This is a genomic window from Kitasatospora sp. NPDC006697, assembly GCF_042869935.1.
Taxonomy (GTDB): Bacteria; Actinomycetota; Actinomycetes; order Streptomycetales; family Streptomycetaceae; genus Kitasatospora.
The window spans coordinates 469,022-494,009 of the sequence record NZ_JBIAGU010000001.1 but is presented as its reverse complement, the minus strand read 5'-3'; the positions used below and the strand labels follow the sequence as shown (position 1 = coordinate 494,009).

At 71.4% G+C, this 24,988-nt stretch carries 16 protein-coding genes; 7 read left to right on the top strand and 9 right to left on the bottom strand.

Going from position 1 to position 24,988, the window contains the following annotated elements; all coding sequences use genetic code 11:
• Positions 1-3 precede the first annotated feature (3 nt).
• The 4 genes from ACFYNO_RS02150 to ACFYNO_RS02135 form a co-directional block, all read right to left on the bottom strand.
• Positions 4-1,746 (bottom strand): branched-chain amino acid ABC transporter permease, encoded by a 1,743-nt coding sequence (locus tag ACFYNO_RS02150; RefSeq protein WP_388003719.1) that lies wholly within the window; start codon positions 1,744-1,746, stop codon positions 4-6.
• Between the two features lie 22 nt (positions 1,747-1,768).
• Complete coding sequence (locus tag ACFYNO_RS02145) at positions 1,769-2,722, bottom strand: branched-chain amino acid ABC transporter permease (RefSeq protein WP_388004311.1); 954 nt, start codon at positions 2,720-2,722, stop codon at positions 1,769-1,771.
• A 104-nt stretch (positions 2,723-2,826) separates the two neighbouring features.
• Positions 2,827-4,050 carry an ABC transporter substrate-binding protein gene (locus ACFYNO_RS02140; protein WP_388003716.1) on the bottom strand — a complete coding sequence of 408 codons (1,224 nt, stop codon included), beginning with the start codon at positions 4,048-4,050 and terminating at the stop codon, positions 2,827-2,829.
• Positions 4,051-4,553: 503 nt separating this feature from the next.
• Positions 4,554-5,051, bottom strand: coding sequence for a PaaI family thioesterase (locus tag ACFYNO_RS02135; protein ID WP_388003713.1), 498 nt, complete (start codon positions 5,049-5,051; stop codon positions 4,554-4,556).
• Positions 5,052-5,289: 238 nt separating this feature from the next.
• Between ACFYNO_RS02135 and polA the strand changes: the two genes are divergently transcribed.
• Positions 5,290-7,974, top strand: a complete 2,685-nt coding sequence (polA, locus tag ACFYNO_RS02130) for a DNA polymerase I (protein ID WP_388004308.1) — start codon at positions 5,290-5,292, stop codon at positions 7,972-7,974.
• A gap of 58 nt (positions 7,975-8,032) precedes the next feature.
• Here the strand turns inward: polA and ACFYNO_RS02125 are convergent, their stop codons facing one another.
• From ACFYNO_RS02125 to ACFYNO_RS02115, 3 genes are read right to left on the bottom strand one after another with little or no spacing between them, the layout of a single operon-like run.
• Positions 8,033-8,341, bottom strand: coding sequence for a hypothetical protein (locus tag ACFYNO_RS02125; RefSeq protein ID WP_388003710.1), 309 nt, complete (start codon positions 8,339-8,341; stop codon positions 8,033-8,035).
• A gap of 42 nt (positions 8,342-8,383) precedes the next feature.
• Positions 8,384-10,909, bottom strand: coding sequence for an ATP-dependent helicase HrpB (gene hrpB, locus ACFYNO_RS02120; RefSeq protein ID WP_388003707.1), 2,526 nt, complete (start codon positions 10,907-10,909; stop codon positions 8,384-8,386).
• 11 nt (positions 10,910-10,920) lie between these two features.
• Entirely contained in the window at positions 10,921-11,778 is an 858-nt protein-coding gene (locus ACFYNO_RS02115) for a class I SAM-dependent methyltransferase (RefSeq protein WP_388003704.1), read from the bottom strand.
• Between the two features lie 368 nt (positions 11,779-12,146).
• Here ACFYNO_RS02115 and rpsA point away from each other — a divergent pair, with 368 nt between their 5' ends.
• Together rpsA and ACFYNO_RS02105 are read left to right on the top strand one after the other, a co-directional pair.
• On the top strand, positions 12,147-13,637 hold the full coding sequence (rpsA, locus tag ACFYNO_RS02110; protein ID WP_230052310.1) for a 30S ribosomal protein S1: 1,491 nt from the start codon (positions 12,147-12,149) through the stop codon (positions 13,635-13,637).
• A gap of 263 nt (positions 13,638-13,900) precedes the next feature.
• Positions 13,901-16,195, top strand: a complete 2,295-nt coding sequence (locus tag ACFYNO_RS02105) for an MMPL family transporter (protein WP_388003701.1) — start codon at positions 13,901-13,903, stop codon at positions 16,193-16,195.
• 19 nt (positions 16,196-16,214) lie between these two features.
• Here ACFYNO_RS02105 and ACFYNO_RS02100 read toward each other — a convergent pair whose 3' ends face one another.
• Together ACFYNO_RS02100 and ACFYNO_RS02095 are read right to left on the bottom strand one after the other, a co-directional pair.
• Complete coding sequence (locus ACFYNO_RS02100; RefSeq protein ID WP_388003698.1) at positions 16,215-16,367, bottom strand: hypothetical protein; 153 nt, start codon at positions 16,365-16,367, stop codon at positions 16,215-16,217.
• A gap of 98 nt (positions 16,368-16,465) precedes the next feature.
• A complete protein-coding gene (locus ACFYNO_RS02095; RefSeq protein ID WP_388003695.1) occupies positions 16,466-16,888 on the bottom strand; it encodes a MarR family winged helix-turn-helix transcriptional regulator in 423 nt (140 codons plus the stop codon).
• 91 nt (positions 16,889-16,979) lie between these two features.
• Between ACFYNO_RS02095 and coaE the strand changes: the two genes are divergently transcribed.
• The 4 genes from coaE (at position 16,980) to ACFYNO_RS02075 (ending at position 24,958) form a co-directional block, all read left to right on the top strand.
• Positions 16,980-17,570 (top strand): dephospho-CoA kinase, encoded by a 591-nt coding sequence (gene coaE / locus ACFYNO_RS02090; protein ID WP_388003692.1) that lies wholly within the window; start codon positions 16,980-16,982, stop codon positions 17,568-17,570.
• A gap of 170 nt (positions 17,571-17,740) precedes the next feature.
• Positions 17,741-19,867, top strand: a complete 2,127-nt coding sequence (locus ACFYNO_RS02085; protein WP_388003689.1) for a transglycosylase domain-containing protein — start codon at positions 17,741-17,743, stop codon at positions 19,865-19,867.
• Positions 19,868-20,408: 541 nt separating this feature from the next.
• Positions 20,409-24,431, top strand: a complete 4,023-nt coding sequence (locus ACFYNO_RS02080; protein ID WP_388003686.1) for an SGNH/GDSL hydrolase family protein — start codon at positions 20,409-20,411, stop codon at positions 24,429-24,431.
• A 95-nt stretch (positions 24,432-24,526) separates the two neighbouring features.
• Positions 24,527-24,958 carry a hypothetical protein gene (locus ACFYNO_RS02075; protein ID WP_388003683.1) on the top strand — a complete coding sequence of 144 codons (432 nt, stop codon included), beginning with the start codon at positions 24,527-24,529 and terminating at the stop codon, positions 24,956-24,958.
• The last annotated feature ends 30 nt before the right edge of the window (positions 24,959-24,988 follow it).

The following is a 24,988-nucleotide window of genomic DNA, read 5'->3' as shown; positions in this document are numbered from 1 at the left end:
GGCTCAGGCCCCTGCCTTGCTGAGGCTGCTGGTGTCGGTGCCGGTGCCCTGGGCGGGCAGGTCGGCCTGGTGGAACTCGGCCTGCCGGCGGCGGTTGGCGATGATCCCCTCGGGGCGGAAGCGCATCAGCAGGATCAGCGCCACGCCGAAGGCGAGCAGCTGGTAGTTCTGCATGAACTCCAGCTTCTCCGGGATCAGGTAGAGCAGCGCCGCGCCGAGCAGCGGCCCGCTGACCGTGCCCATCCCGCCGAGCACGACGGCGGCGAGCAGGAAGGCGGAGTTCGGCGGGGCGGAGCCGGCGAAGACGTAGGGCTGCGGCACCACGTTGTAGGTGACGTGGGCGCTGACCGTGCCGGCCAGGCCGGCCAGGGCGGCGCCGAGCGCGAAGGCGGTGAGCTTGGCCCGGAAGCCGTTGATGCCCATCGCCTCGGCGGCGGTCTCGTCCTCCCGGATGGCGATCCAGGCCCGGCCGATCCGGGAGTTGCCGGCCCGGCTGAAGACGCCGACCACGATCAGCGTGACGATCAGCATCAGGAAGAAGTAGTTGGCGAACCGGCCGACCGTGAAGGTACCGAACAGCTGCCAGCTGTGGCCGAGTTGCAGGCCGAAGAGGTTGATGTCGGGGACCTGGGCGATGCCGTTGGGGCCGTTGGTGATCTTCGGCCCGGACTTGCCGTCCAGGTTGCCCACCGCGATGTGGAAGATCTCCCCGAAGCCGATGGTGACGATGGCCAGGTAGTCGCCGCGCAGCCGCAGGGTGGGGGCGCCGATCAGCACGCCGAAGACCATCGAGACGGCGGCGCCGAGCAGGGCCGCGCACCAGAACGGGATCGGTGCGTCGAAGGGGGAGAACGGCGAGCCGGAGACGATCGCGGCGGTGTAGGCGCCGACGCCGAGGAAGGCGACGTAGCCGAGGTCGAGCAGGCCGGTCAGGCCGACCACGATGTTCAGGCCGAGCGCGACGGTGGCGAAGATCAGGATGTTGACGCCGAGGTTGGCGTCGTGGTCGTTGCCCTGCGTGAGCGGGAAGAGCGCGGCGGCGACGAAGCCGGCGGCGGTGCCGAAGGCGCGGTTGCGGGCGGTCAGCGCGGAGAGCCGTTCGAACAGCCCGGAGCGGACCCAGCTGCCGGCGGCGCCGACCGCGGCGATCAGGAAGCCGACGAAGAGCTCGCCGTACGGGGTGCCGATGGCGTAGGTGAAGAGCGCCAGCGCCAGGGCGGCCAGCGCGGTGATCACCAGGCGTTCCAGCCAGGGGTTGAACGGCTCGGCGGGTGCCGCCTGGTGCCGGTCCGCGGGCAGCGCCAGCGCGCCGAAGAGCGCGGGCAGCACGGCGATCCCGGCGATCCAGCCTCCGGTCGTGAGGTTCACCAGGCCGTGCAGTTCGGCCACGATGGCGATCAGGGTGAACCAGGTGGTGGCGAAGGCGGTGGCGGCCAGGCCGCGCAGCGGGCCGGTGTGGCCGGTGGGCGCCAGCACCCGCAGGCCCGGCACGCCGTAGGCGGCGAGCGCCTGCACCAGCAGCAGCAGGCCGCCGGCGACGGTGAGCCACTGCAGGCCGCCGGGGTAGCCGGAGACGGTGAGGTCGCCGGGGAACCGGTCGGTCCAGGTCCAGGAGAGGAAGGCGGACGCGGCGGTGAGCACGGCGCCGCCGGCGATCAGGCCGCGGGCGACCGGGGCGGGCACGGTGCCCTCGATCTTGGCCAGGGCGCGTCCGGTGGAGGCGCGCAGGAGAGCTGCGGTGGTCATGGTGGGGTCTCCTCCTCCGGCCTCAGGCCCGGTCCGCGACGCGTTCGCCGAGCAGGCCCTGGGGCCGCACCAGCAGGACCACGATCAGCAGCACGAAGGCCCAGACGTTGGCCCAGCTGCCGCCACCGAGCTGGTGCATGCCGGGGATGTCGGCGATGTAGGCGGTGGCCATGGTCTCGGCCAGGCCGAGCACCAGGCCGCCGAGCATGGCGCCGTAGATGTTGCCGATGCCGCCGAGCACGGCGGCGGTGAAGGCCTTGAGTCCGGCCTGGAAGCCCATCGAGTAGTCCACCTGGCCGTAGCGCAGGCCGTAGCAGACGGCGGCGACGGCGGCGAACAGGGCGCCGATGCCGAAGGCGGTGGCGATGATCCGGTTGGTGTCCACGCCCATCAGCTGGGCGGTGTCCGGGTCCTGGGCGGTGGCCTGCATGGCGCGCCCGGTGCGGGACTTCAGGACGAACCGGGCCAGCACCACCATGCAGATCGGGGCGGCGATGATGGTGAACAGGTCGCCGGTCTGCAGGTGGATGTCGAGCGCCTTCTGGATGTGCAGCCCGGTGATCGTGCCGTGCAGCGGCGGGATCTGCGGGAAGACCCGGGGGTTGGTGGCGTTCGGGTAGAGGTTGTGCACGGCCTGCTGGAGGGCCAGCGAGAGGCCGATCGCGGCGATCAGCGGGGCCAGTCGCGGGGCGTTGCGCAGCGGCCGGTAGGCGAAGCGTTCGGCGCCGAGTGCGATCAGCACGGAGGTGAGGGCGCCGCCGAGCAGCATCAGCGGGAGGGCCAGCCAGAGGCTGGTGCCGTGGGGCAGGACCAGGTAGACGGAGAGCGCGCCGAAGCCCCCGGTCATGAAGATCTCGCCGTGGGCGAAGTTGATGAGCTGCACGATGCCGTAGACCATCGTGTAGCCGATGGCGATGAGCCCGTACGTGGCGCCAAGGAATATGCCGTTGGCGAGTTGTTGCGGCAGGGTGTGCACCGCAGCCTCCATGTCGCTGTGCTGGCGTCTCGGGGGTGTGGGGACGCGGGGCCGCCCGCGCGGGGTGCGCGCGTGCGGCCCCGGGGCCGTCGGGCCGGGTCGGGTCAGCCGCCGAAGGTGCCGGACTTGACCGCCACCCACTTGCCGCTCTTCACCTGGTAGACCGTCAGCTGCTTGTTGGTGGTGTCGCCGAACTCGTCGAAGGAGACGTGGCCGGCGATGCCGGTGAAGTCGGACTTCTGCACGCCGGCGACCACGTCGGCGCGGGAGGGCAGCTTCTTGCCGGAGCCCATCGCGGTGCCGACCGCCTTGATGATGGCGGTGGCGGCGTCGTAGGAGTAGCCGCCGTAGGTGCCGTAGTCGCCCTTGTAGTTGCCGGCCTTGTACTTCGCGATGAAGTCCTTGGCGGAGTCCAGGGTGTCCACCGGGACGCCGACCGAGGTGACCAGGTCGCCCTCGGACTCGGTGCCGGCGGTGGTGATGTAGGTGTCGGAGAACATGCCGTCACCGCCCATCACCGGGATGGCGGCGCCGGCGTCCTTCAGCTGCTTGGTGATCAGCTGCGCCTCGTCGTACTGGCCGCCGTAGTAGAGGATGTCGGCGCCGGAGTTCTTGATCTTGGTGACCAGGGTGGAGAAGTCCTTGTCACCGGTGTTGACGTGGTCGCTGCCGGCGATCGCACCGCCGTCCTTGGTGAAGGAGTCCTGGAAGATCGCGGCCAGACCGGCGCCGTAGGTCTGCTTGTCGTCGACCACGAAGGCCTTCTTCTTGCCGGCCGTGGCGCTGGCGTACTGGGCGGCGAAGGCACCCTGCAGCGCGTCGGTGGTGGCGGTGCGGAAGTAGGTCGGGAACGACCGGACCTTCTTGCCGCTGCCCCAGTTGGGGCCCTGGGTGAGCGCCGGGTTGGTGTTGGAGGGCGAGATCTCGACCAGGTTGGCGGTCGCGAAGACCTGCTGCATCGACTGCGCCACACCGGAGTTGAGCGGGCCGACGACGCCCAGCACGCTGGCGTCGCTGACCAGGGCGGTGGCGTTCTGCTGGCCGATGCCGGGCTGGGCCTGGTCGTCCAGGGCCTTCACCTTGAAGGTCACGCCGGGCACGGTCTTGTTCTTGTTGGCGTCGTCCACGGCGATCTCCACGCCGGACTGGATGCCGAGGCCGGTGGCCGAGTTCTGGCCGGAGAGCGGAGCGTCGACGCCGATGGTGACGGTCAGGTCTCCGCCGGCGGACGAGTCACCGGTCTTGCTGCCGCCGCGGGAGCCGCAGGCGGTGACGGTGAGGGCCCCGGTGAGGGCGATGCTGAGGACGAGCAGTGAACGATTCCGCACGAGGGTCCCCTTCAAGGTCTGGCGGTGACTGGCCGTGACTCTAGAGGGCTGAGAGCGGGAGGGGCAGCAATGTGCCAACGCTGTGATTCTTCTGTTATGAGCAACCCATGCCAACCATCCGCATTGTGGTCGTCCGGACATCGCCGGTGCCCGATCGGGCAGTCGATCGGTCCGCTTGGATCATCCAAGCCAGCTGAAAACACAGGCAGTAGACGATCCGTTCGGTGGGCGGACGGCAATGTCCGGCTCGCTCCCGGCGGGCACTCGCGTCCGGAATGCGGACGACCCGGGCTGTGGCGAGGGGATGTCGAGCCGATTTCGAGCACCCCTGGCGGATTTCCTGTGTGTTACGCAGGGTCACCGCGAGCGGAGGGCGGCCCGCGGGCGGAAAGCGCCGCGCCCCCTCGTCGGCCAGACCTGCCCAGCGGGGGCGGCGGCCAAACGGAGGGGGCGCGGGAGGGGAGCGGGCGGTGGCGCGGCGGTGCGGGGGCGCGAGCGGGCGCTCAGAGGTCGCGCAGCGCGCAGGTCAGCCGGCAGCTGGTGATCCGCCGGCCGGTGTCGTCGGTGATCGCGATCTCGTAGGTGGCCGCGGTGCGCCCCTTGTAGACGGCGGTCGCCACCCCCGTCACCAGGCCGGAGGTGGCCGAGCGGTGGTGCGTCACGTTCAGGTCCACGCCCACCGCGTACCGGCCGGGACCGGCGTGCAGCATCGCCCCGATCGACCCCAGGGTCTCGGCCAGTGCGGCCGAGGCGCCGCCGTGCAGCAGCCCGTACGGCTGCTGGTTGCCCTCGACCGGCATGGTGCCGACCACCCGGTCCGGGGAGGCCTCGGCGATCCGGATGTCCATCTTGTCGCCGAGCCGGCCGCCGCTGAAGGTGCTGGGCTCCACGCCGAGTTCGGCGAAGTGGTCCGCCACGTCCTTCGGGAGGGTGAGCACCAGCGGGCCGCGGTCGGCGCCCGCCTGCTCGGGCTGCTCGGGCTGCTCGGATTGCGTGCTCATCGGGGGAACGCTCCTGCCGGTCGAGGGTCGGCCGCGGGGCACGGCCTTTCGTGATCGTACGGGCGGGTAGCTCCGGCGGGCCCCCAGGGTGCTGTCGTGGCTGGTCGGTGATGTCGGTGCGGCCGCCTAGGATCGGTGGCGGCAGTCGGAATCGGCAGGAACGGACGTGGACGTGGCTACGCAGAGTGCGGCACAGGGCGCGGGCGGTGCGGGCGCGGCGGGAGACCGCCCCCGGCTGATGCTGCTCGACGGGCATTCCCTCGCCTATCGGGCCTTCTACGCGCTCCCGGTGGAGAACTTCAACACCTCCACCGGCCAGCCCACCAACGCCGTCTACGGCTTCGCCTCGATGGTCGCCAACACCGTGCGGGACGAGGCGCCCAGCCACCTCGCGGTCGCCTTCGACGTCTCCCGCAAGACCTTCCGGTCCGCCGAGTTCCCCGACTACAAGGCCAACCGCGCCACCACCCCGGACGAGTTCCGTAGCCAGGTCGGCCTGATCGGCGAGCTGCTGGACGCGATGAGCGTGCCCCGGATGGCGATCGAGGGCTTCGAGGCCGACGACGTCATCGCCACCCTGGCCACCGCCGCCGAGGCGGCCGGCTTCGACGTGCTGATCGTCACCGGCGACCGCGACTCGCTGCAGCTGGTCACCGACCACGTCACGGTGCTCTACCCGACCAAGGGCGTCTCCGAACTGACCCGCTACACCCCCGAGAAGGTCGCCGAGAAGTACGGGGTGACGCCCCGTCAGTACCCCGACCTGGCGGCGCTGCGCGGCGACCCGTCGGACAACCTGCCCGGCATCCCCGGCGTCGGCGAGAAGACCGCGGCCAAGTGGGTCAACCAGTTCGGCTCCTTCGACGAACTGGTGAACCGGGCCGACGAGGTCAAGGGCAAGATCGGCGAGAAGCTGCGCGAGCACCTGGACTCGGTCAAGCGCAACCGGGTGCTCACCGAGCTGGTCCGCGACGTCGAACTCCCGCTCGGCGTCGACGACCTGGCCCGCACCCCGTTCGACCGCGAGGCGGTCGGGCGGCTGATGGAGGCGCTGGAGTTCCGCAACCCCAACTTCCGCGAGCGGCTCTACAACCTGGACCCGGGCGCCGTGGTGGAGGCCGCCGAACTGGCCGCCGCCCCCGGCATCGAGGTGGACGGCGACCTGCTCACCGAGCCGGGCGCGCTGGCCGGCTGGCTGGAGCGGCACGCGGCCGCCGGCGACCGCGTCGCGCTCGCCTCCCTCTACGACTGGGCGCTGGGCAGCGGCGAGGTGCGCGAGGTCGCGCTCGCCACCGGCGAGACGGCCGCCTGGTTCGACCCGGCCCAGCTCGCCGAGCAGGACGAGCAGGCCTTCGCCGGCTGGCTCGCCGACCCCAAGCGCCCCAAGGCGCTGCACATCGCCAAGCACGTGATGCGGGCCTTCGCCGAGCGCGGCTGGACGGTGGCCGGCGTCGCCCAGGACACGGCGCTCGCCGCCTACCTGGAGAAGCCCGGCCGGCGCACCTTCACCCTGGAGGTGCTGGCGGAGGAGTACCTGGGTCGCTCGCTGACCCCGGCCGCCGCCGCCGAGAGCGGCCAACTCGCCTTCGACGCACCGGAGGAGGACGCGACCGCCGGCGCCCAGGCGCTGATGGTCGAGGCCCGCACCGTGCTCGACCTGGCCGAGCTCTTCGACACCCGGCTGGCCGAGGCCGGCGCCGTCGAGCTGATGCACGACATGGAGCTGCCGATCGCCGCGCTGCTGGCCCGGATGGAGCGCACCGGCATCGCCGCCGACCGGGAGTGGCTGGACTCGCTGGAGAAGCAGTTCGCCACCGAGATCCAGCGGGTGGTCGAGGAGGCGCACGCCGCCGCCGGGCGCCCCTTCAACCTGGGCTCGCCCAAGCAGCTGCAGGAGATCCTGTTCGGCGAGCTCAACCTGCCCAAGACCAAGAAGATCAAGACCGGTTACACCACCGACGCCGACGCGCTGACCTGGCTGGCCACCCAGACCGACAACGAGCTGCCGGTCATCCTGCTGCGCCACCGCGACCAGGCCAAGCTGCGCACCACCGTCGAGGGCCTGCTGAAGACCGTCTCCCCGCAGGGCCGGATCCACACCACCTTCAACCAGATGGTCGCCGCCACCGGCCGGCTCTCCTCGCAGGATCCCAACCTGCAGAACATCCCGGTCCGCACCGAGGAGGGCCGGCTGATCCGCCGCGCCTTCGTGGTCGGCGAGGGGTACGAGTCGCTGCTCACCGCCGACTACTCGCAGATCGAGCTGCGGATCATGGCCCACCTCTCCGAGGACGAGGCGCTGATCGAGGCCTTCGCCAGCGGCGAGGACCTGCACACCACGGTCGCCTCCTCGGTCTTCCAGGTCGCCCCCGGCGAGGTGGACGCCGAGATGCGCCGCAAGATCAAGGCGATGTCCTACGGCCTCGCCTACGGCCTCTCCGCCTACGGCCTCTCCCAGCAGCTCGGCATCAAGCCGAACGAGGCCCAGGGCCTGATGGACACCTACTTCGAGCGCTTCGGCGGCGTCCGCGACTATCTGCACCGGGTCGTCGAGGAGGCCCGCGCCACCGGTTACACCGAGACCCTGCTCGGCCGCCGCCGCTACCTGCCCGACCTCACCAGCGACAACCGCCAGCGCCGCGAGATGGCCGAGCGGATGGCCCTCAACGCCCCGGTCCAGGGCTCGGCCGCCGACATCGTCAAGATCGCCATGCTCCGCGTCGACGACGCCCTCCGCGAGGCCGGCCTCTCCTCCCGGATGCTGCTCCAGGTGCACGACGAAATCGTCCTGGAACTCGCCCCCGGCGAGCACGACCGCGTCGAGTCCCTGGTCCGCGAACAGATGGCCGGCGCCTACGACCTGCGGGCCCCGCTGGACGTCTCGGTGGGCGTGGGCGCGAACTGGGAGGCGGCGGCGCACTGAGGCCGCTTCAACGGGCCGGATCCCATGGGATCCGGCCCGTTCGCGTGTCAGTAGGGCATCAGCCCACTGGTGTCGAGCGTGAAGCCGAAGGGCGGCGGGATGTCGATCGACTCCCGTCCGGGAGGTAGGTCAGGTCGGGGTTGCGCACCTTGTCCACGGAGGGCGAGGCCAGGTCCGTGTTCTCGGAGGGCAGCACCCCGGCGGGCTGATGGGGATCGAACTGACGCCGGACCAGGAAGAGATTGCGCTGGTGAATGGTCGAAGGGGTGGCCTGCATCACGATGACGTCGCCCGACAGTTCGGCTTTGAAGCCCTGGGGGAGGGCGCGTCGGGCTTCTTCCAGAAGCTCGTAGTGCCGAGAGCTCATCGGAGCCTCCAAGGCTGTCTCGGACTCAGCCTAGCCACAGCATCACCTCCGCGGATTCGTCCGTCTCGTCGGCTCCGCCGTGGTCGGGTCCTCCGGCCAGGGGTGGCGGGGGTAGCGGCCGCGGAGGTCGGCGCGGACGGCGGGGTAGCCGGTGGTCCAGAAGGAGGCGAGGTCGCCGGTGATGGCGGCTGGGCGGCCGGCGGGGGAGAGCAGGTGGATGGTGAGCGGGATGCGGCCGGCGGCGAGGCGGGGGGCGTCGGTCCAGCCGAAGAGTTCCTGGAGTTTGACGGCGAGCACCGGGTGGTCGGCCGTGTAGTCGATCCGGATCCGGGAACCGGTGGGCACGGTGATGCGTTCCGGGGCCAGTTCGTCGAGGCGGCCCGCTTCGCCGGTGGCCCAGGGGAGCAGGCGGTTGAGGGCCGAGGCGGTGTCGATGCGTTCCAGGTCGGCGCGGCGGCGGGCGCGGGAGAGCTCCGGCTCCAGCCACTGCTCGGCCGCCGCGAGCAGGGCCGGGTCACTGACGTCCGGCCAAGGGTCGCCCAGCACGCGGTGCAGGAAGGCGAGGCGCAGGCGCAGCGAGCGGCCGGCCTCGGTCCAGCGGAGCAGGTCGGAGACGCCCTCGCGGGCCAGGCCGTCCAGCAGGGCAGCGCGCACGAGGGCCGGATCGGGGCGGTCCAGGGCGGCCGTCTCGAGCTCCAGGGCGCCCAGGGCGGTGACCCGGCGGGCCGTCAGGTCGCCGCGTGACCAGTGCACTTCCTCGCGCTCGGTGAGCAGGTGGGCGGCGGCCGTGCGGGCCGTGCGCTCGTCCAGGGCGGCGGCCCGGCGGATCCGGGCGGTGGGCGCGCCGGCCGGGCGGTCGGCGACGGCGACGGCGAGCCAGGGGGCGCCGCCGAGGGTCGAGCCGGCCGCGGTCTCGCCGGCGGTGCCCGAGGCCATCAGGTAGGCGGCCGGTGCGCCGGGTTCGGGGCGCGGGGTGCGGGCCCGGGCCACCCGCTCCGGGTGGGCGAGGGCGGTGATCAGGCCCGCGGCGGCGGTGTCGTCCGGCCCGCCGTCCGCGGAGCCGGGGAGTTGGTTGAGCAGGCGCCGGGTCTCGTCCTTCCAGCGGGCGCGGTAAGCCGGTTCGAGGCCGCCGCCGCGCACCGCCCGCCAGAGCGCCGCCAGGTCGTCGCCGGCCGTGCGCGGCGGCTCCTCGGAGAGCAGCGCCACCAGCTCCGCCGCCCGCCGCGCGCCGACCAGGGCGGCGCCGTCGTGCAGGGCGCGGGCCAGCCGGGGGTGCAGGCCGGTGCGCGCCAGCAACTGCCCGCGTTCGGTGGCGCGCCCGGTCGCGTCCACCGCGCCGAGCGCCGTCAGGGTCTGCCGCGCGGCGGCCAGCGCTCCGGCCGGCGGCGGGTCCAGCAGCGCCAGGCCGGTCGCGTCCGGCGAACCCCAGCAGGCCGCCTGCAGCGCGAACGGCGCCAGGTCGGCCAGCGCGATCTCCGGCGCCGGGAAGGCCGGCGCCAGCGCGTCGGCCGCCTCCGCCCAGCAGCGGTAGACCACCCCCGGCGCCTCGCGCCCGGCCCGGCCGGCCCGCTGCCGTCCGGCGGCCAGCGAGGCCCGCACCGTCACCAGCGAGCTCAGCCCCCGGGCGTGGTCGGTGCGCGGCTCCCGGGCCAGCCCGGCGTCCACCACGATCCGCACCCCCGGCACGGTCAGCGAGGACTCCGCCACCGAGGTGGAGAGGATCACCCGGCGCCCGCCCGTCCCCGGGCTGAGCGCCGCGTCCTGCACCGCCGCCGGTGCCTGCCCGTGCAGTTGCAGCACCTCGGCCGGCACCCCGGCCAGCAGCCCCGCCACCCGGGCGATCTCGCCCACCCCGGGCAGGAAGCAGAGCAGGTCCCCGTCGTGTTCGCCGAGCGCCCGCCGCACCGTGGCCGCCACATGCTCCAGCAGCGCCGGGTCCACCCGGGTGCCCTGCGGCGGCCGCACGGCGCGCGGCGGCGGCGCCCAGACCACGGCGACCGGGTGGGCCGCCGCCTCGGCCGTCACCACCGGCGCCCCGCCGAGCAGTTCGGCCCAGGCCGCGGTGTCCGAGGTGGCCGAGGCGACCAGCAGCCGCAACTCCGGCCGCAGCGCGGCCCGCACGTCCAGCAGGAAGGCCAGGGCGGTGTCGGCGTCCAGGTGCCGCTCGTGGCACTCGTCCAGCAGCACCGCGTCCACCCCCGGCAACTCCGGGTCGCGTTGCAGGCGTTGCAGCAGCACACCGGTGGTGACCACCTCCACCACCGTACGCGGGCCGACCACGCGCTCGCCGCGGACCGTGAAGCCCACGCTCTCCCCGGTGCGCTCGCCGAGCAGCCAGGCCATCCGGCGGGCCGCCGCCCGCACCGCCAGCCGGCGCGGCTCCGCCACCAGCACCCGGCGCCGCGGCCCGCCCCCGGGCGCCAGCCCGGCAAGCGCCAGCGGGACCAGGGTGGTCTTGCCGGTGCCGGGCGGCGCGGCGAGCACGGCGGCGCCGGTCTCCGCCAGCGCCCCGGCCAGCGCGGGCAGGGCGGGGCGGATCGGCAGGTCGAGCGGGATGCGGTCGGTCACCGCACCAGTATTCAGGCCCGCCGGGCCACGAAGATCGCCGTGCCCGGCAGGTGCCGCCCGCGCAGCGGGCTCCAGCCGCCCCAGGTCTGGGCCAGCCGGTCCGGCCACTCCGGCTCCACCAGGTCGAGCAGGGTGAACCCGGCCCCGACCAGCTCCCGCACCCGGTCGCCCAGCGTGCGGTGGTGCTCCACATAACTGGCCCGGCCGTCGGCGCCCTGCTCCACGTACGGGGTGCGGTCGAAGTAGGAGCCGACCGCGGTCAGCCCCTCCGGGCCCGGCTCGTCCGAGAAGGCCCAGCGGATCGGATGGGTCACCGAGAACACCCAGCGCCCGCCCGGCCGCAGCACCCGGTGCACCTCGCGCATCAGTTCAGCGGTGTCGGCGCTGAACGGCACCGCGCCGTAGGCCGAGCAGGCCAGGTCGAAGGCGCCGTCCGCGAACGGCAGCACGGCGGCGTCGGCCTGCACCACCGGCACCCGGGCCGTGCCGCGCTGCTCGTCGATCCGGCGGGAGTGCTGCAGCTGCCGGAAGGAGATGTCCAGCGCCACCGGGCGGGCGCCCCGGGCGGCCAGCCAGCGCGAGCACTGCGCGGCGCCGGCGCCGATCTCCAGCACCGTGCGGCCGCGCAGTCCGGCGGTCGGGCCGAGCAGCTGGGCCTCGGCCTCGTCCAGCCCCTCCGGGCACCAGGTGAACCGGTCGTCGCCGAGGAAGGCGCCGTGCTCCTCCTGGTACTCGTCGGCGTTCCGGTCCCACCACTGCCGGCTGGCCCGGCTGCTCTCCCCGGCGGCGGCCGGCCGGCGCAGCGCGAGGTCGTCGTCCTCCTCGGGCGCCGGGGCCGGGTCGCGGTCGGGGGTGGTGTCCAGAGTCATGTCCGGCCTCGCGTAGGCTAGGGGTTGCGGAAAGCGCCGCTGCGTGGAACCAGTTCCACACGGTGGCATCCGGGGAGTCAGGCCCCGCCGGCTGCCGCCCTGCACCGGGTCCTCTCGGTCCTGGTGCGTGCGCAGTTGGAGGATATGGCCTGATCCGTACCTGCCTGTGTCGGTCTCGTGCTCTTCGGCGTTGACCGTGCCTGGCTGTCCCCGTATGCTACAAGTTGCGCTGCGGGCCTGCGCGCCTCGGACGGAGCAGGTCGCGCTCGCATCTGTCGAAGACCCCACGGGCTTTTCGGTGGGAGCGAATACGGGCCCCCGCGTGGCATTACTACGACTTTCATGTCCGTACCGGAGCCCCTTTCCTAATGACGAGCCCCACCGACACCTCTGTCAGCACCACCCCGCAGGTTGCGGTCAACGACATCGGCGACGCGGACGCGTTCCTCGCGGCGATCGACGAGACCATCAAGTACTTCAACGATGGCGACATCGTCGAGGGCATCATCGTGAAGGTCGACCGTGACGAGGTGCTCCTCGACATCGGTTACAAGACCGAGGGCGTCATTCCGTCCCGCGAGCTGTCGATCAAGCACGACGTCGACCCGCACGAGGTCGTCTCCGTCGGTGACGAGATCGAGGCCCTGGTCCTCCAGAAGGAGGACAAGGAGGGTCGTCTGATCCTGTCCAAGAAGCGCGCCCAGTACGAGCGCGCCTGGGGCACGATCGAGAAGATCAAGGAAGAGGACGGCATCGTCACCGGTACCGTCATCGAGGTCGTCAAGGGTGGTCTCATCCTCGACATCGGCCTGCGCGGCTTCCTCCCCGCCTCCCTGGTCGAGATGCGCCGCGTGCGCGACCTCCAGCCCTACGTGGGCAAGGAGCTCGAGGCCAAGATCATCGAGCTGGACAAGAACCGCAACAACGTGGTCCTGTCCCGCCGTGCCTGGCTGGAGCAGACCCAGAGCGAGGTCCGCCAGACCTTCCTCACCACCCTGCAGAAGGGTCAGGTGCGCTCCGGCGTCGTCTCCTCCATCGTCAACTTCGGTGCCTTCGTGGACCTGGGTGGCGTGGACGGCCTGGTGCACGTCTCCGAGCTGTCCTGGAAGCACATCGACCACCCGTCCGAGGTCGTCGAGGTCGGCCAGGAGGTCACCGTCGAGGTTCTCGACGTGGACATGGACCGCGAGCGCGTCTCCCTGTCGCTGAAGGCGACCCAGGAGGACCCGTGGCAGCAGTTCGCCCGGACCCACCAGATCGGCCAGGTCGTCCCGGGTAAGGTCACCAAGCTGGTTCCGTTCGGTGCGTTCGTCCGCGTGGACGAGGGCATCGAGGGCCTGGTCCACATCTCCGAGCTGGCCGAGCGCCACGTGGAGATCCCGGAGCAGGTCGTCCAGGTCGGCGACGAGATCTTCGTCAAGGTCATCGACATCGACCTCGAGCGCCGCCGCATCAGCCTCTCGCTGAAGCAGGCCAACGAGTCCCTCGGTGCCGACCCGGCGTCGGTCGAGTTCGACCCGACCCTGTACGGCATGGCTGCCTCGTACGACGACCAGGGCAACTACATCTACCCGGAGGGCTTCGACCCCGAGGCGAACGACTGGCTGCCCGGCTTCGAGAAGCAGCGTGAGGAGTGGGAGCGCCAGTACGCCGAGGCGCAGGCCCGCTTCGAGCAGCACCAGGCCCAGGTCATCAAGAGCCGCGAGGCCGATGCCGAGGCCGCTGCCGAGGGTGGCGACGCGGTTGCCGCCGCTGCCGGCGGCAACTACTCCTCCTCCAGCGACGAGGGCGCCGGCGCCCTCGCCTCGGACGAGGCGCTGGCTGCCCTGCGCGAGAAGCTGGCCGGCGGCCAGAGCTGAGCTCGCACAGCGGTAGGTAGCTGAACGGCTGCAAGTCGGTGGGCCCCACCCGGGATTCCGGGTGGGGCCCACCGGCGTTTCCGGCCTCCTGCCAGGCCCTCTTCCAAGATCATCGGTCCGTGTGCGGACCGTCCTTGATTCACTGCGGATGGCGTTGTGATGAGGGGCTCATTCCGTTTTTATGGGTCTTTTAGGACAGAACACCTAGCGTGGGATGAGTCGCCCGACGGGGTTCTCCCGTCCCGAACGCTAGGCAGATCCGCTTGTTGCGCCTCATTGCCACCCCCGCGAACTCCCCTGTTGCCGCGGCCCCCGGCCGGCTCGCCGCGCTGGGCCGCGCCTGCCGCCGGCACCGCCGGTGGGTCCTGGCCTTCTGGGTGGCCGTGCTCGCGCTCGGCGTGCTGATCGGCGGCCGGGTGTTCGAGGGCTCGGTCACCCACACCGCCTCCGGCGGCGCCGAATCCGCCCAGGGCGGCAACGTGGTGGCCGCCGCCAACCCGTCGGCCGGCTCGATCACCGCCGTGGTCTCCGGGCGTCAGGTGGACGACCCCGCGGTGCGCACCGCCGTCACCTCGGCGGCCGCCGACATCGCCAAGCTGCCCGGAGTGCTCTCCGTCTCCGACGCCTACCAGCCCGGCCAGGCCACCGCGCTGACCGCGGCCGACGGCAGCGGCAGCCTGGTCGACGTGCGGATGGCGGACGGCGCCGGCACCGCCCAGCAGCAGGCCGTCAGTCAGCGGCTGGCCGCCATCCAGGATCCCGGCGGCCAGGCCCCCGGCAGCCAGGTCAAGGTCGGCGGCGACCTGGTGGTGCAGCAGGAGGTCAAGGCACAGACCCAGTCCGACACCACCTTCGGCGAGATCGTCACGCTGCCGCTGACCCTGGTGGTGATGGTGCTGGTCTTCGGCGGACTGGCCGCCGCGAGCCTGCCGGTGATCGGCGCGGTCGCCTCGGTGGGCGGGGCGCTGCTGGCGATGTTCGGTTTCAGCCGGATCATGGACCTGGACACCTCGGTGCTGCCGATCGCCACTGTGCTCGGCCTGGGCCTGTCGATCGACTACGCGCTGCTGATGGTCAACCGGTTCCGCGAGGAGCGCGGCCGGGGCGCCGAGATCGCCGAGGCGATCGACCGCACCGCCGCCACCGCGGGCCGCACCGTGGCGTTCTCCGGCCTGACCGTGGCCGTGGCGCTCAGCGGGCTCTTCGTCTTCACCAGCCCGGTCTTCCGGGCGGTGGCCGCGGCCGGCGTCAGCGTGGTGGTGATCGCCGTGCTGGCCGCGCTCACCCTGGTGCCCGCGCTGCTCGGCTTCGCCGGGCACCGGATCAAGCCGCCCAAGCGGGCCGAGCCGTCCGAGGGCTTCTTCGCCCGCACCGTTCGGCTGGTGCAGCGTCGGGCCGTGCCGGTGGCGCTGGTCTGCGTGGCGCTGCTGACCGCCGCCGGCGCGCCCTTCCTCGGCGCCGAGATGCGCAGCACGGGCGTCGCCGCGCTGCCCACCAGCTCGGTGGGCCGGCAGGTCGCCGAGACGGTCAAGGAGAAGTTCCCGCAGGCCGCGCCCGCCCCCGTCACCGTGGTGGTGGAGGGCGGGCGGCAGGCCGCGGCGCAGTACGCGGACCAGGTGGTGGCGAAGCTGCCCGGCGTCTCCGGCGTGCGCGCGGTGCAGGAGGTGAGCCCGCGGGTCAGCACCGTCGACGTGCTGGTGCACGGCGATCCGCAGGGCGCCGCCGCCAAACAGGTGGTCGAAGAGCTGCGGGACCACCGCGGCGGGCTGAAGACCTACGTCACCGGGGACGCCGCCGGCGTGGTGGACTTCCAGCACGAACTGGTCAGCCGCGGCCCGTGGGCGTTCGGGCTGGTCGCGGTCGGCACGCTGGTGCTGCTCTTCCTGATGACCGGTTCGGTGGTGATGCCGGTCAAGGCGCTGCTGATGAACCTGCTGTCGCTGGGCTGCTCGCTGGGCGCGCTCACCCTGGTGTTCCAGCACGGCTGGTTCGCCGGGCCGCTGGGCTTCACCCCGACCGGCGGCCTGGAGACCTTCGTCCCGGTGCTGGTCTTCGCGTTCGCCTTCGGGCTGTCGATGGACTACGAGGTCTTCCTGCTGGCCCGGATCAAGGAGCTGAAGGACCAGGGGTACGGCTGCAAGCAGGCCGTGCAGGTGGGCCTGCAGCAGAGCGGTCGGATCATCACCTCGGCGGCCTCGCTGATGGTGATCGTCTTCGCCGGGTTCGCGGCCGGGCAGATGCTGATGGTCAAGGAGATGGGCATCGCGCTGGCCGTGGCCGTGGCGGTGGACGCCACGCTGGTGCGCTGCCTGCTGGTGCCGGCCGCGATGTCGTTCTTCGGCGAGTTCAACTGGTGGGCGCCCGCGCCGCTGAAGCGGCTCTACCGGCGGTACGGGCTGCGCGAGCACGTGGAGCTGCCGCCGCTCTCGCCGCTGGAGGCGGAGGGGGCGGGGCTGCCGGAGCGGCAGGCCGCGGGCACCGGCACGGGTGCGGCTGCGGGCATCGCCCTGCCGGCGCCGCGGGCGCCCAAGCTGGCGCAGCCGGCCCCCACGGTGTGAGGGCCGACTGCGGGGGCGGCTACCGGCCGTTGACGCAGGCGTTGCCGAAGTCGGAGTTCAGGGCGGAGGCCAGATCGCCGCTGGCACAGGCGGCGGCACTGCCGGCGCCGGCCAGCAGCAGGCCGGCCAGGGCGGCGGCGACGATCAGGGAGTTGCGCAGGGAGGCGGTCACGGTCGGTCCTTCGGGGGCGATCGGCGGATGGATCGCCCTGGACAACGCGCGCAGCGCCGGAAGGTGACTGCCGATCAGGTGAACGGTTCCCCGCCGGCTCAGACGATCCGCCGCAGCAGCGCCACCGCGTCGCCGAGCCGGCGGCGCTCCTGCGGCGACAGCTCGCGCTCGATCGCCGCCGCCATCCGGTCCTCCCGGCGCCGCCGCTGCTCCTGCAGCGCCGCCACCCCCGCCTCGGTGGCGTGCAGCACCACCTTGCGCCCGTCGGTCGGGTGCGCCTCCTGGCGGATCAGCCCCGCCTCGCGCAGCTGCGCCACCGTGCGGGCCATCGACTGGTGCCGCACCCGCTGGCGGTCGGCCAGCTCGGCCGTGGTGTGCGGCCCCTCGCGGACCAGCAGTCCGAGCGCGGCGGACTGCGGCTGGGGCATGGTGGACTCCACGTCCCGCAGGTGGCGGACCAGCTCGCCGATGGTGCTGCGCAGCTCGGCGGCGAGCTGCAGCGGGTCGGGATCGGTGCTCATGGGCTCACTCTACCCAGGTCGTGTACAGCCCAACTGCGCAGTTCCGCTGGGGGGCCGTCGGCGCTCGGCGGCAGCCGGATAGGCTGCCGCCATGCGGAAGATCGGACTGACGGGCGGGATCGGCGCGGGCAAGAGCGCGGTCTCCAGGCTGCTGGCCTCCTACGGCGCGGTGGTGGTGGACTCCGACCTGATCGCCCGTGAGGTGGTGGCCCCCGGCACCCCGGGCCTGGCCGCCGTCGCCGCCGAGTTCGGCCCCGGCGTGCTCGCCCCCGACGGCTCGCTGGACCGCCCCGCCCTCGGCGCCGTGGTCTTCGCCGACCCCGAGCGGTTGAAGGCGCTGAACGCCATCGTGCACCCGCTGGTGCGGGAGCGGTCCGCCGAGCTGGAGGCGGCCGCCGCCCCCGGCGCCGTGGTGGTGCACGACGTGCCGCTGCTCGCCGAGAACGGGCTGGCGCCGCTCTACGACCAGGTGCTGGTGGTGGACGCCGACGAGCAGGTGCGGCTGGACCGCCTGGTCCGGCTGCGCGGCATGACCGAGGAGGAAGCCCGCTCCCGGATGGCCGCCCAGGCCACCCGTGAGCAGCGGCTCGCGATCGCCGATCTGGTGGTGGAGAACAATGGCAGCCTGGCGGAACTCGAGGAGCAGGTGAAATCCGTCTGGGAGCGGCTGACCGCCGCCTGAGCGACCGGGCCTTCAGGCCCCTGACCTGCGGTTCTGACGCTCCGAAGCCGTCCGGTCCCCAGTCGCCACGCCGTTTGTAGCGGAGTTGTTACGAGCAGGGGCACCCCGGCGGCCGATTTTAAAAAATAGGATCGTACCCTTCTGACGTGACGTCAAAGAATTCAACCCGAGTGCGCGGCCCGATCGCGCTGACCGTGCTGGGATTCCGCTTCCTGCTCGTGAGCGGTACGGCCGGTCTGCTGGTGGCGGGCATGGCGCTGCCGTTCGTCGGGGGAATCGGGCTGGGGGCCAAGGCGTCGGCCGACAGCTTCGAGAGCCTGCCCGACGACTTCAAGACTCCGCCGCTGTCCCAGGCCTCCTCCATCTTCGACGCCGGCAACAACCTGATAGCCGTCGCCTACGACCGCGACCGCACCGTGGTGCCGGCCGACCAGATCTCGCCGCTGGTCCGCAAGGCCCTGGTGGACATCGAGGACAACCGCTTCTACGAGCACGGCGCGATCGACCCCAAGGGCATCGCCCGCGCACTCAGCCACAACTCCAGCGGCGGCGGCACCCAGGGCGCCTCCACGCTGACCCAGCAGTACGTGAAGAACGTCTTCGTCGACGAGGCCGGCGACGACCCGGCCAAGGTGGCCCAGGCGCAGCGGCAGACCGTCGGTCGCAAGCTCCAGGAGATGCGCTACGCCATCGACGTGGAGAAGACCCTCTCCAAGGACCAGATCCTCACCAACTACCTGAACATCACCTTCTTCGGTGAGCAGGCGTACGGGATCGAGGCGGCCTCCGAGCGGTACTTCAGCGTCCACGCCAAGGACCTGACCCTCCCGCAGGCGGCCCTGCTGGCCGGCATCGAGCAGTCGCCGACCAACTACGACCCGATCCTGCACCTGGACAAGGCCAAGGAGCGCCGCGACACCGTCCTGAAGAAGATGGCGCAGTACGGCTCCGTCTCCAAGGCCGACGCCGACGCCGCGATCGCCACCGACATCAAGCTGCAGGTCAGCCGCCCGCAGCAGGGCTGCATCACCGCCAAGAACGGCGAAGGGTTCTTCTGCGACTACGTGAAGAAGCTGGTGCTCAGCCAGCCCGCCTTCGGCGCCAGCGCGGCGGACCGGCAGGCGCTGTGGAACCGCGGCGGCCTGCAGATCCACACCACCCTGGACCCCAAGTCGCAGAACGCGCTGAACACCGCGCTCACCACCAAGGCCAAGGCGACCGACAAGCCGGTGGCCGTGATGAGCATGGTCCAGCCCGGCACAGGCAAGATCCTGGCGATGGGCCAGAGCCGCCCGTACGGCCTGTCCGACAACCAGACCACGCTGAACCTGAACGTCAGCAAGGCGATGGGCGGCGGCGGAGGCTTCCAGACCGGCTCGACCTTCAAGGCGATCACGGCCGCGGCGGCGCTGGAGGCCGGGATGGGCCCCGACACCAACTTCAACACCCCGTACAGCATCGTGTGGCCGACGATGACGGACTGCCAGGGTGCCCGCCTCGTCGCCGCGCGCGGGCCGGCCGGCCAGGTGCACAACGATTCGCCGAGTGAGGCCGGCACCTTCGCGATGTCCAACGCGCTGGCCGCCTCGATCAACACCTACTTCGCCACCCTGGAGGGCCAGGTCGGCCTCTGCAACGTCGCCCAGATGGCCAACAAGCTGGGCATCACCCAGCAGGCCGGCGGTGACAAGCTGGCGGTCGTCGCCTCGATGACACTGGGCACCAACGAGCTCACCCCGCTGGACATGGCCGCCGCCTACGCCGCCTTCGCCGCGCACGGCACCTACTGCACGCCGACCGCGATCACCGGGGTCACCGGCCCGGACGGCAAGAACCTGCCGATCCCGCCGAGCAACTGCTCCCCGGCGATGACCTCCACCACCGCCGACACCATCAGCGCGATGCTCAAGGGCGTGGTGCAGGACGGCGGTACCGCCAACGGCATCGGCCTGGACGACCGCGACAACGCGGGCAAGACCGGTACCACCAACGACGGCAAGCAGGTGTGGTTCGTCGGCTACACCCCCGACCTGGTGGGTGCCACCCTGGTCAGCGACATGGGTGCGCAGGAGCCGCTGCAGGGCCAGCGCTTCGGCGGCTCCACCATCACGCAGGCCTTCGGCGCCCAGGTGGCCGGCCCGGTCTGGCGCACCGCGATGGCCGGCGCCCTGGACGGCGTTCCGGCCAGCCAGTTCCCGCAGGTCAACCTGCCGCCGGTCCCGCCGCAGAACCCGACCCCGAGCCCGGACCCGAACGCCTCGGGTTCGCCGGCGCCGGGCGGGAGCCCGTCGCCGTGATGCTCCTGAGCTGACGGTATGACAGTCCGAGGGCCCCGGCCCGCGCAGCGATGCGCGAGCCGGGGCCCTCGGCGTTCCGGCAGGCATGGGCGGCGGAACGCGGACCGGCCGCCCACGCAGTGCAGTTGGGGGCGCGGCTACTTGCTCGCCCACGCGGCACATGTCCGACATTGCATCTCATGCGAACTGAAACCCGCTTCCGATCGCCCGCAACGAGTCCTGGTCAGAAGCCATTTCACGGATTCTGGTAGCGTCGAGGGCGAACTGTCGCCTAGTTTGGAGCAGCAAACCCCGCTGAGGGTAAGGGCGGGCTGCTCAGCTGACTGCCTATCAGATTAGTTTTCCAGTAGGCGAGTTGACTGGCGGGCAGGTCGTCATTCGCCATCGTGTGACCGCCAATTGTCGGACGTCGATGCACCTCAAGGAGATCTCGACAAAGGCTCATGCCTGCGTGACGGTTGGTGTGCCGGCGTGATTGCGCGCTGCTGCGTTCCTGCACCTCAGTGGTTCCACTGACCACGAAGTTCGTCGAGGGGAATCGATGCGACGCAAACGACGAAGTACACTCCTGGCCGGCGTTTTCGCCCTGTTGCCGGGCCTGGCGATCGGTCTGCCGGCCACGGCTCATGCCGCACCGGCGGGCCCGGTGGCGACGGCGACCCCCTCCGCGGGGGCCGGCGGTCAACCGGGCCAAGGCGGATCCGCCAAGGTCTCGGATCCGGATGCGTCACTGCCCAAGGACTGGAGGACCTCCGGCGACCGCGCGGTGACGACCAGCGGGGACCAGGCGGGGTTTCACGTCCTCGTCGCGGACAGCGGGCAGGCCTACCAGTGGCGTACGGCCGCCTCCCTCTCCGAGCCGGTCCCGGCCGACCTGTGGATCGGCAACGCCTGCGTGACCGCGTCCGGCAAGCGCGCGGCGGTGGTCTACGCCCCGCGCGGCTTCACCAACACGCCCGACCTGATGCAACGCGGCGCGTTCGCGGCGATCGTAGACCTGCAGACCGGCGCCGTCACCAAACTGCCCGACCAGGTGTCCCTGGCCTACTTCGACCCGGGCTGCGGCGCGGGGGAGGACGTCGTCTTCACCCAGGGCGGCGACGGGGACCTGGGCCGGACCCGGCTGCTGAGGTTCGACGCTGCGAGCGGCAAGCAGCTCACGGCGACCACCGTGCCGGGAGAACTCACCTCGGCCGTGCCGGTCGGGGACGGCGTGGTCGCCGCCGCCGGCACCCGACTCGTGCACGTCGACGACGCCGGTCACAGCCAGGTCCTCGCCGCCACCACCCGTCCGGCCTTCTCCGTCCACCCGGACGCGGACGGCGGCATCGCCTTCATGGACACCGACGGTACGACGAGCACCGCGAAGCGCCTGTCCAAGGACAGCGTTGCGGAGCTCGCGCACGGCAAGCCAGGCAACCTCGACCTCTCCGCGGGCAGCGGGGGAACGGTCTTCCTCACCGGGCAGCCGGATGCCGTTTCCAGTCTGCCCGCGCCGGTGAAGCGCCTCGCCGTCCGTCCCGATTCCGAGGTCTCCACCAAGGGCGCGATCGCCATCGACCAGGTAACCTCTGCCCGCGTCCGGGCCATGGCGAGGAATCCGCTCGACCCGCCCAGTGACGACGGGGGCCAAGGGCCGGTGCAGATCGACACCGAGGTGCCCGCCACCGGCAAGAAGCTCTCCTTCGCCCTGGCAGCGGACGACCCGACCAGCGGCGGCGGCCAGGTCACGTCGCCGGCACTGGCGAATGCGGCGCGAGCAAGCGAGGGCTCGCCGAACGCACAGGCCGGCAGTGCCGCCGCCCCGTCGATCGCGGGCAGCCCCAGCTCGACCGTGGACGATGACCGCGGCTGCTCCGTCCCCCGCAACGATCCCCGCCAACAGGCCTATCAGCCGACCGGCGGGCAGGTCGAGTGGGCCGCGGACATGGCGGTTCGCGGCGATCTGACCAGCAGCTGGGTCCGCCAAGGCGGTTGGCGTTCCCTCGAAGGACTGGGCACCGCCGACCCCCAGGGCATGTTCCCGCTGCCGGCGCTCTCCGGTGGCGGCCGCATCCCCGCCCAGATCCTGCTCGGCGTCCTGGCCCAGGAATCCAACCTCTGGCAGGCCGAAGGCGGCGCGATCCCGGGCCAGTTCGGCAACCCGCTGACCGGCAACTTCTACGGCCTCCCCAGTGGCTCCAACGCCGCCAACCCGTGGCAGATCGACTGGACGAAGGTCGACTGCGGGTACGGCATCGGCCAGCAGACCGACGGAATGCACGGCCCCAACCAGCTCCGCCCCGGCGACGTGGTGTGGCCCGCGAACTGGCAGAAGGCCGTCGCACTGGACTACACCTCCAACATCGCCGTCGCCGCCCAGACCCTGGCGAGCAAGTGGAACCAGCTCCAGGACCCGCTGGGCTCCGTCAAGATCAACAACAACGACCCGTCCGCCATCGAGAATTGGTTCGCCGCGGTCTGGGCCTACAATGCCGGCTTCAACGAGTACCAGCCCGGCAACCCCAGCGCGCCGTGGGGACTCGGCTACCTCAACAACCCGGCCAACCCGATCTACCCGCCCATCCGCACCCCCTTCCTCGACAACAACCACTACGCCGACGCTGCCCACCCGCAGAACTGGCCCTACGAGGAGAAGGTGCTGGGCTGGGCGGCCTGGCCCATCGACACCGGCCGCTCGTACGACGACAACGGCAACCCCAACCACGGCAACACCGCCGGCTACGCGGCCGCCTGGTGGCTCACCAGTGGCGAGCGCAGCCTGGTCAAGCCCTCGCTCGACACGTTCTGCAACGCCGCCAACAACTGCAGTGTCCTGGCGCCGCCCGGCTGCGAACTCAACCACGTCGGCGACCCGAACTGCGACACCCCCTACTGGTGGCACGGCGATGCCACCTGGAAGGACTGCGCCGGTGGGAACTGCGGCCACGAGACGCTGACTTACAAGACCCTGCGCACCGAACCGGGCAACGGCACCACCGGTGCGCCGGACTGCCGCGCCATCGGCAGCGGCGGTGACACCCCGCCGGCCGGCTCCCTCGTCATCGACTCCGTATCGGGCGGTACCCCGCCGCTGCGGCCGGAGTGCGCTGTCAGCTGGACCGACGCCGGCACGCTCAGCTTCAACTTCCAGCCCGACGCCAACGGCACCTACGAAGCCAAGGCGGACCTCCACCAGATCGGCGGCGGGTTCGACGACCACTTCTGGTACGCCCACACCCGCGGCGCCCCGAACAGCAACTCGTACGTCACCAACAGCACCGACCCGTCCACGCAGCCGCCCCAGCCCACCGGCACCATGGCGATCACGGGCACCTGGCAGCTGAACCAGCCGATCAACGCCTGGACCCGGGTCTTCGTCCACCTTCCCGACAGCGGCTCGAAGACCCAGCAAGCCATCTACACCGTGAACCTCGGCAACGGGAAGACCGAGAACCGGATCCTGAACGTCGCTTCCAACTCCAATCACTGGATCAGCCTCGGCGTGTTCGACTTCGCCGCCGGAACGGGGTTCCAAGGGCTGCAGCTGACGAACTACACCCAGGACGGCGTCGGCGTCGGCGGCGAGGACGTGGCCTGGGACGCCACCGCTTTCCAACCGCTCCCGGCCAAGCCGAGGGACTTCGTCGTCCAGATGGGAGACTCCTACGCCTCGGGCGAAGGAGCCGAGCCGTACATCTCCGGGACCGACACGGGTCCGTACGCCGATCAGAAGACGCAGTCGTCACCAGGCCGCGGCTGGAACGCCTGCCGGCGGAGCCAGAACTCGTGGATCCGCAAGTCAGTGCTGCCCGGTAGGCCGGGCACGGTCGGGAGCATGGCCGACTCCTATGACGGCACCCTCGACTACCACAGCACAGCCTGTTCGGGTGCCTATACCTTCGACATCGACACGATGGGTCCAGCAGCCGGCTGGGGCTCACTCGGCCTGCACCACGAGGTGCCCCAACTCACCTCCGGCTTCCTGGACGACAACACCACCCTGGTCGCCCTGACCGCCGGCGGCAACGATGCAGGATTCGGCTCGGTAGTGGCAGCCTGCGGACAGCTGAACTGTCCGCAGAACAGCACCGTCGCAACCCAGATCAACAACATCGTCACACCGCTCCAGAGCCTGATCCAGCACATCCACGACAAGGCCAAGAACGCCAAGATCGTCCTGCTCGGCTATCCCGAACTCTTCGATATGTCTCACTACGCAGCCGGCTGCAGCGTGATGACACCGAGCGCAGCGACCCAACTCAACGGCTGGGCGGACGCCATGCGGGATGCCCAGCAGCGCGCGGCGACCGCGGCGCAGAGCGACCCCACTGACCCGGCGCCGGTCACCTTCTACTGGCCCGGCGTGGAGTTCCTCAGCCAAGGTGTGTGCGGCGCGAGTGGGGAGGGCATCAACGACGTCGTCCTAGCGCCCACCGGCCCGGCAGACTTCTCCTGCCCGGTCAAGCCCACCGACTGGTCGACCTGGCTTTGTGTCAGCATGGAGGCCTACCACCCGAACAACACGGGAACGCAGCGATACGCCCTGGCGCTGCAGATGGCACTGAGCGGTATCCAGTACTGACCGGCCACACAAACCTGCAACTCATCGTGGCCGGGGCCCGGGCCCCGGCCACGAACCGTGGAGAGCAAACAATGCGAGCTGTCCGAATCGGCTGCTTGGCTGTCGTCGGAATCCTGGCCGTCACCGCCACTGTCATCGGGATCAACGGTTACGAACAGCTCGTGGACGTTCCAAAGAAGAACAAGAGGGCGGCACTGGCAGCCGTCGACGCCCGTGCGCACACCTTCGCCGACCAGCTGACCTCGGCCTTCTCCACAGGCCCGCAGACCGTGACCTCCCTGCAGGCCTTGGCGAGGAACAGCACCGTGACGAACGTCTTCGCCAACCAGACAAGCACGTCCGTGACTATCGCCTTCATCTCCGAGACGAGCTACGCGGATGGCTGGACCGGCTCGCTGGCGCAGTACTGCTACCAAGACACGCTCATACGCGGCAGTTCCGGTGTCAGCGGCCAACTGCTGAGCATCTCGTGCTCCGCTCTTCCCACCAGGTGGGCAACGGCCTCCGAGCAGCTCTCAGTGCGTTGACGAGCAGTCGGACGTGGCGGCGCCGCCACC

What these genes read in the sequence shown, in the direction of transcription:
- ACFYNO_RS02150 (WP_388003719.1), bottom strand. Translation starts at nt 1,746, where the DNA reads ATGACCACCGCAGCTCTCCTGCGCGCCTCCACCGGACGCGCCCTGGCC.
- ACFYNO_RS02135 (WP_388003713.1), bottom strand. Translation starts at nt 5,051, where the DNA reads ATGAGCACGCAATCCGAGCAGCCCGAGCAGCCCGAGCAGGCGGGCGCC.
- polA (WP_388004308.1), top strand. Translation starts at nt 5,290, where the DNA reads ATGCTGCTCGACGGGCATTCCCTCGCCTATCGGGCCTTCTACGCGCTC.
- ACFYNO_RS02125 (WP_388003710.1), bottom strand. Translation starts at nt 8,341, where the DNA reads ATGAGCTCTCGGCACTACGAGCTTCTGGAAGAAGCCCGACGCGCCCTC.
- ACFYNO_RS02115 (WP_388003704.1), bottom strand. Translation starts at nt 11,778, where the DNA reads ATGACTCTGGACACCACCCCCGACCGCGACCCGGCCCCGGCGCCCGAG.
- rpsA (WP_230052310.1), top strand. Translation starts at nt 12,147, where the DNA reads ATGACGAGCCCCACCGACACCTCTGTCAGCACCACCCCGCAGGTTGCG.
- ACFYNO_RS02095 (WP_388003695.1), bottom strand. Translation starts at nt 16,888, where the DNA reads ATGAGCACCGATCCCGACCCGCTGCAGCTCGCCGCCGAGCTGCGCAGC.
- coaE (WP_388003692.1), top strand. Translation starts at nt 16,980, where the DNA reads ATGCGGAAGATCGGACTGACGGGCGGGATCGGCGCGGGCAAGAGCGCG.
- ACFYNO_RS02080 (WP_388003686.1), top strand. Translation starts at nt 20,409, where the DNA reads ATGCGACGCAAACGACGAAGTACACTCCTGGCCGGCGTTTTCGCCCTG.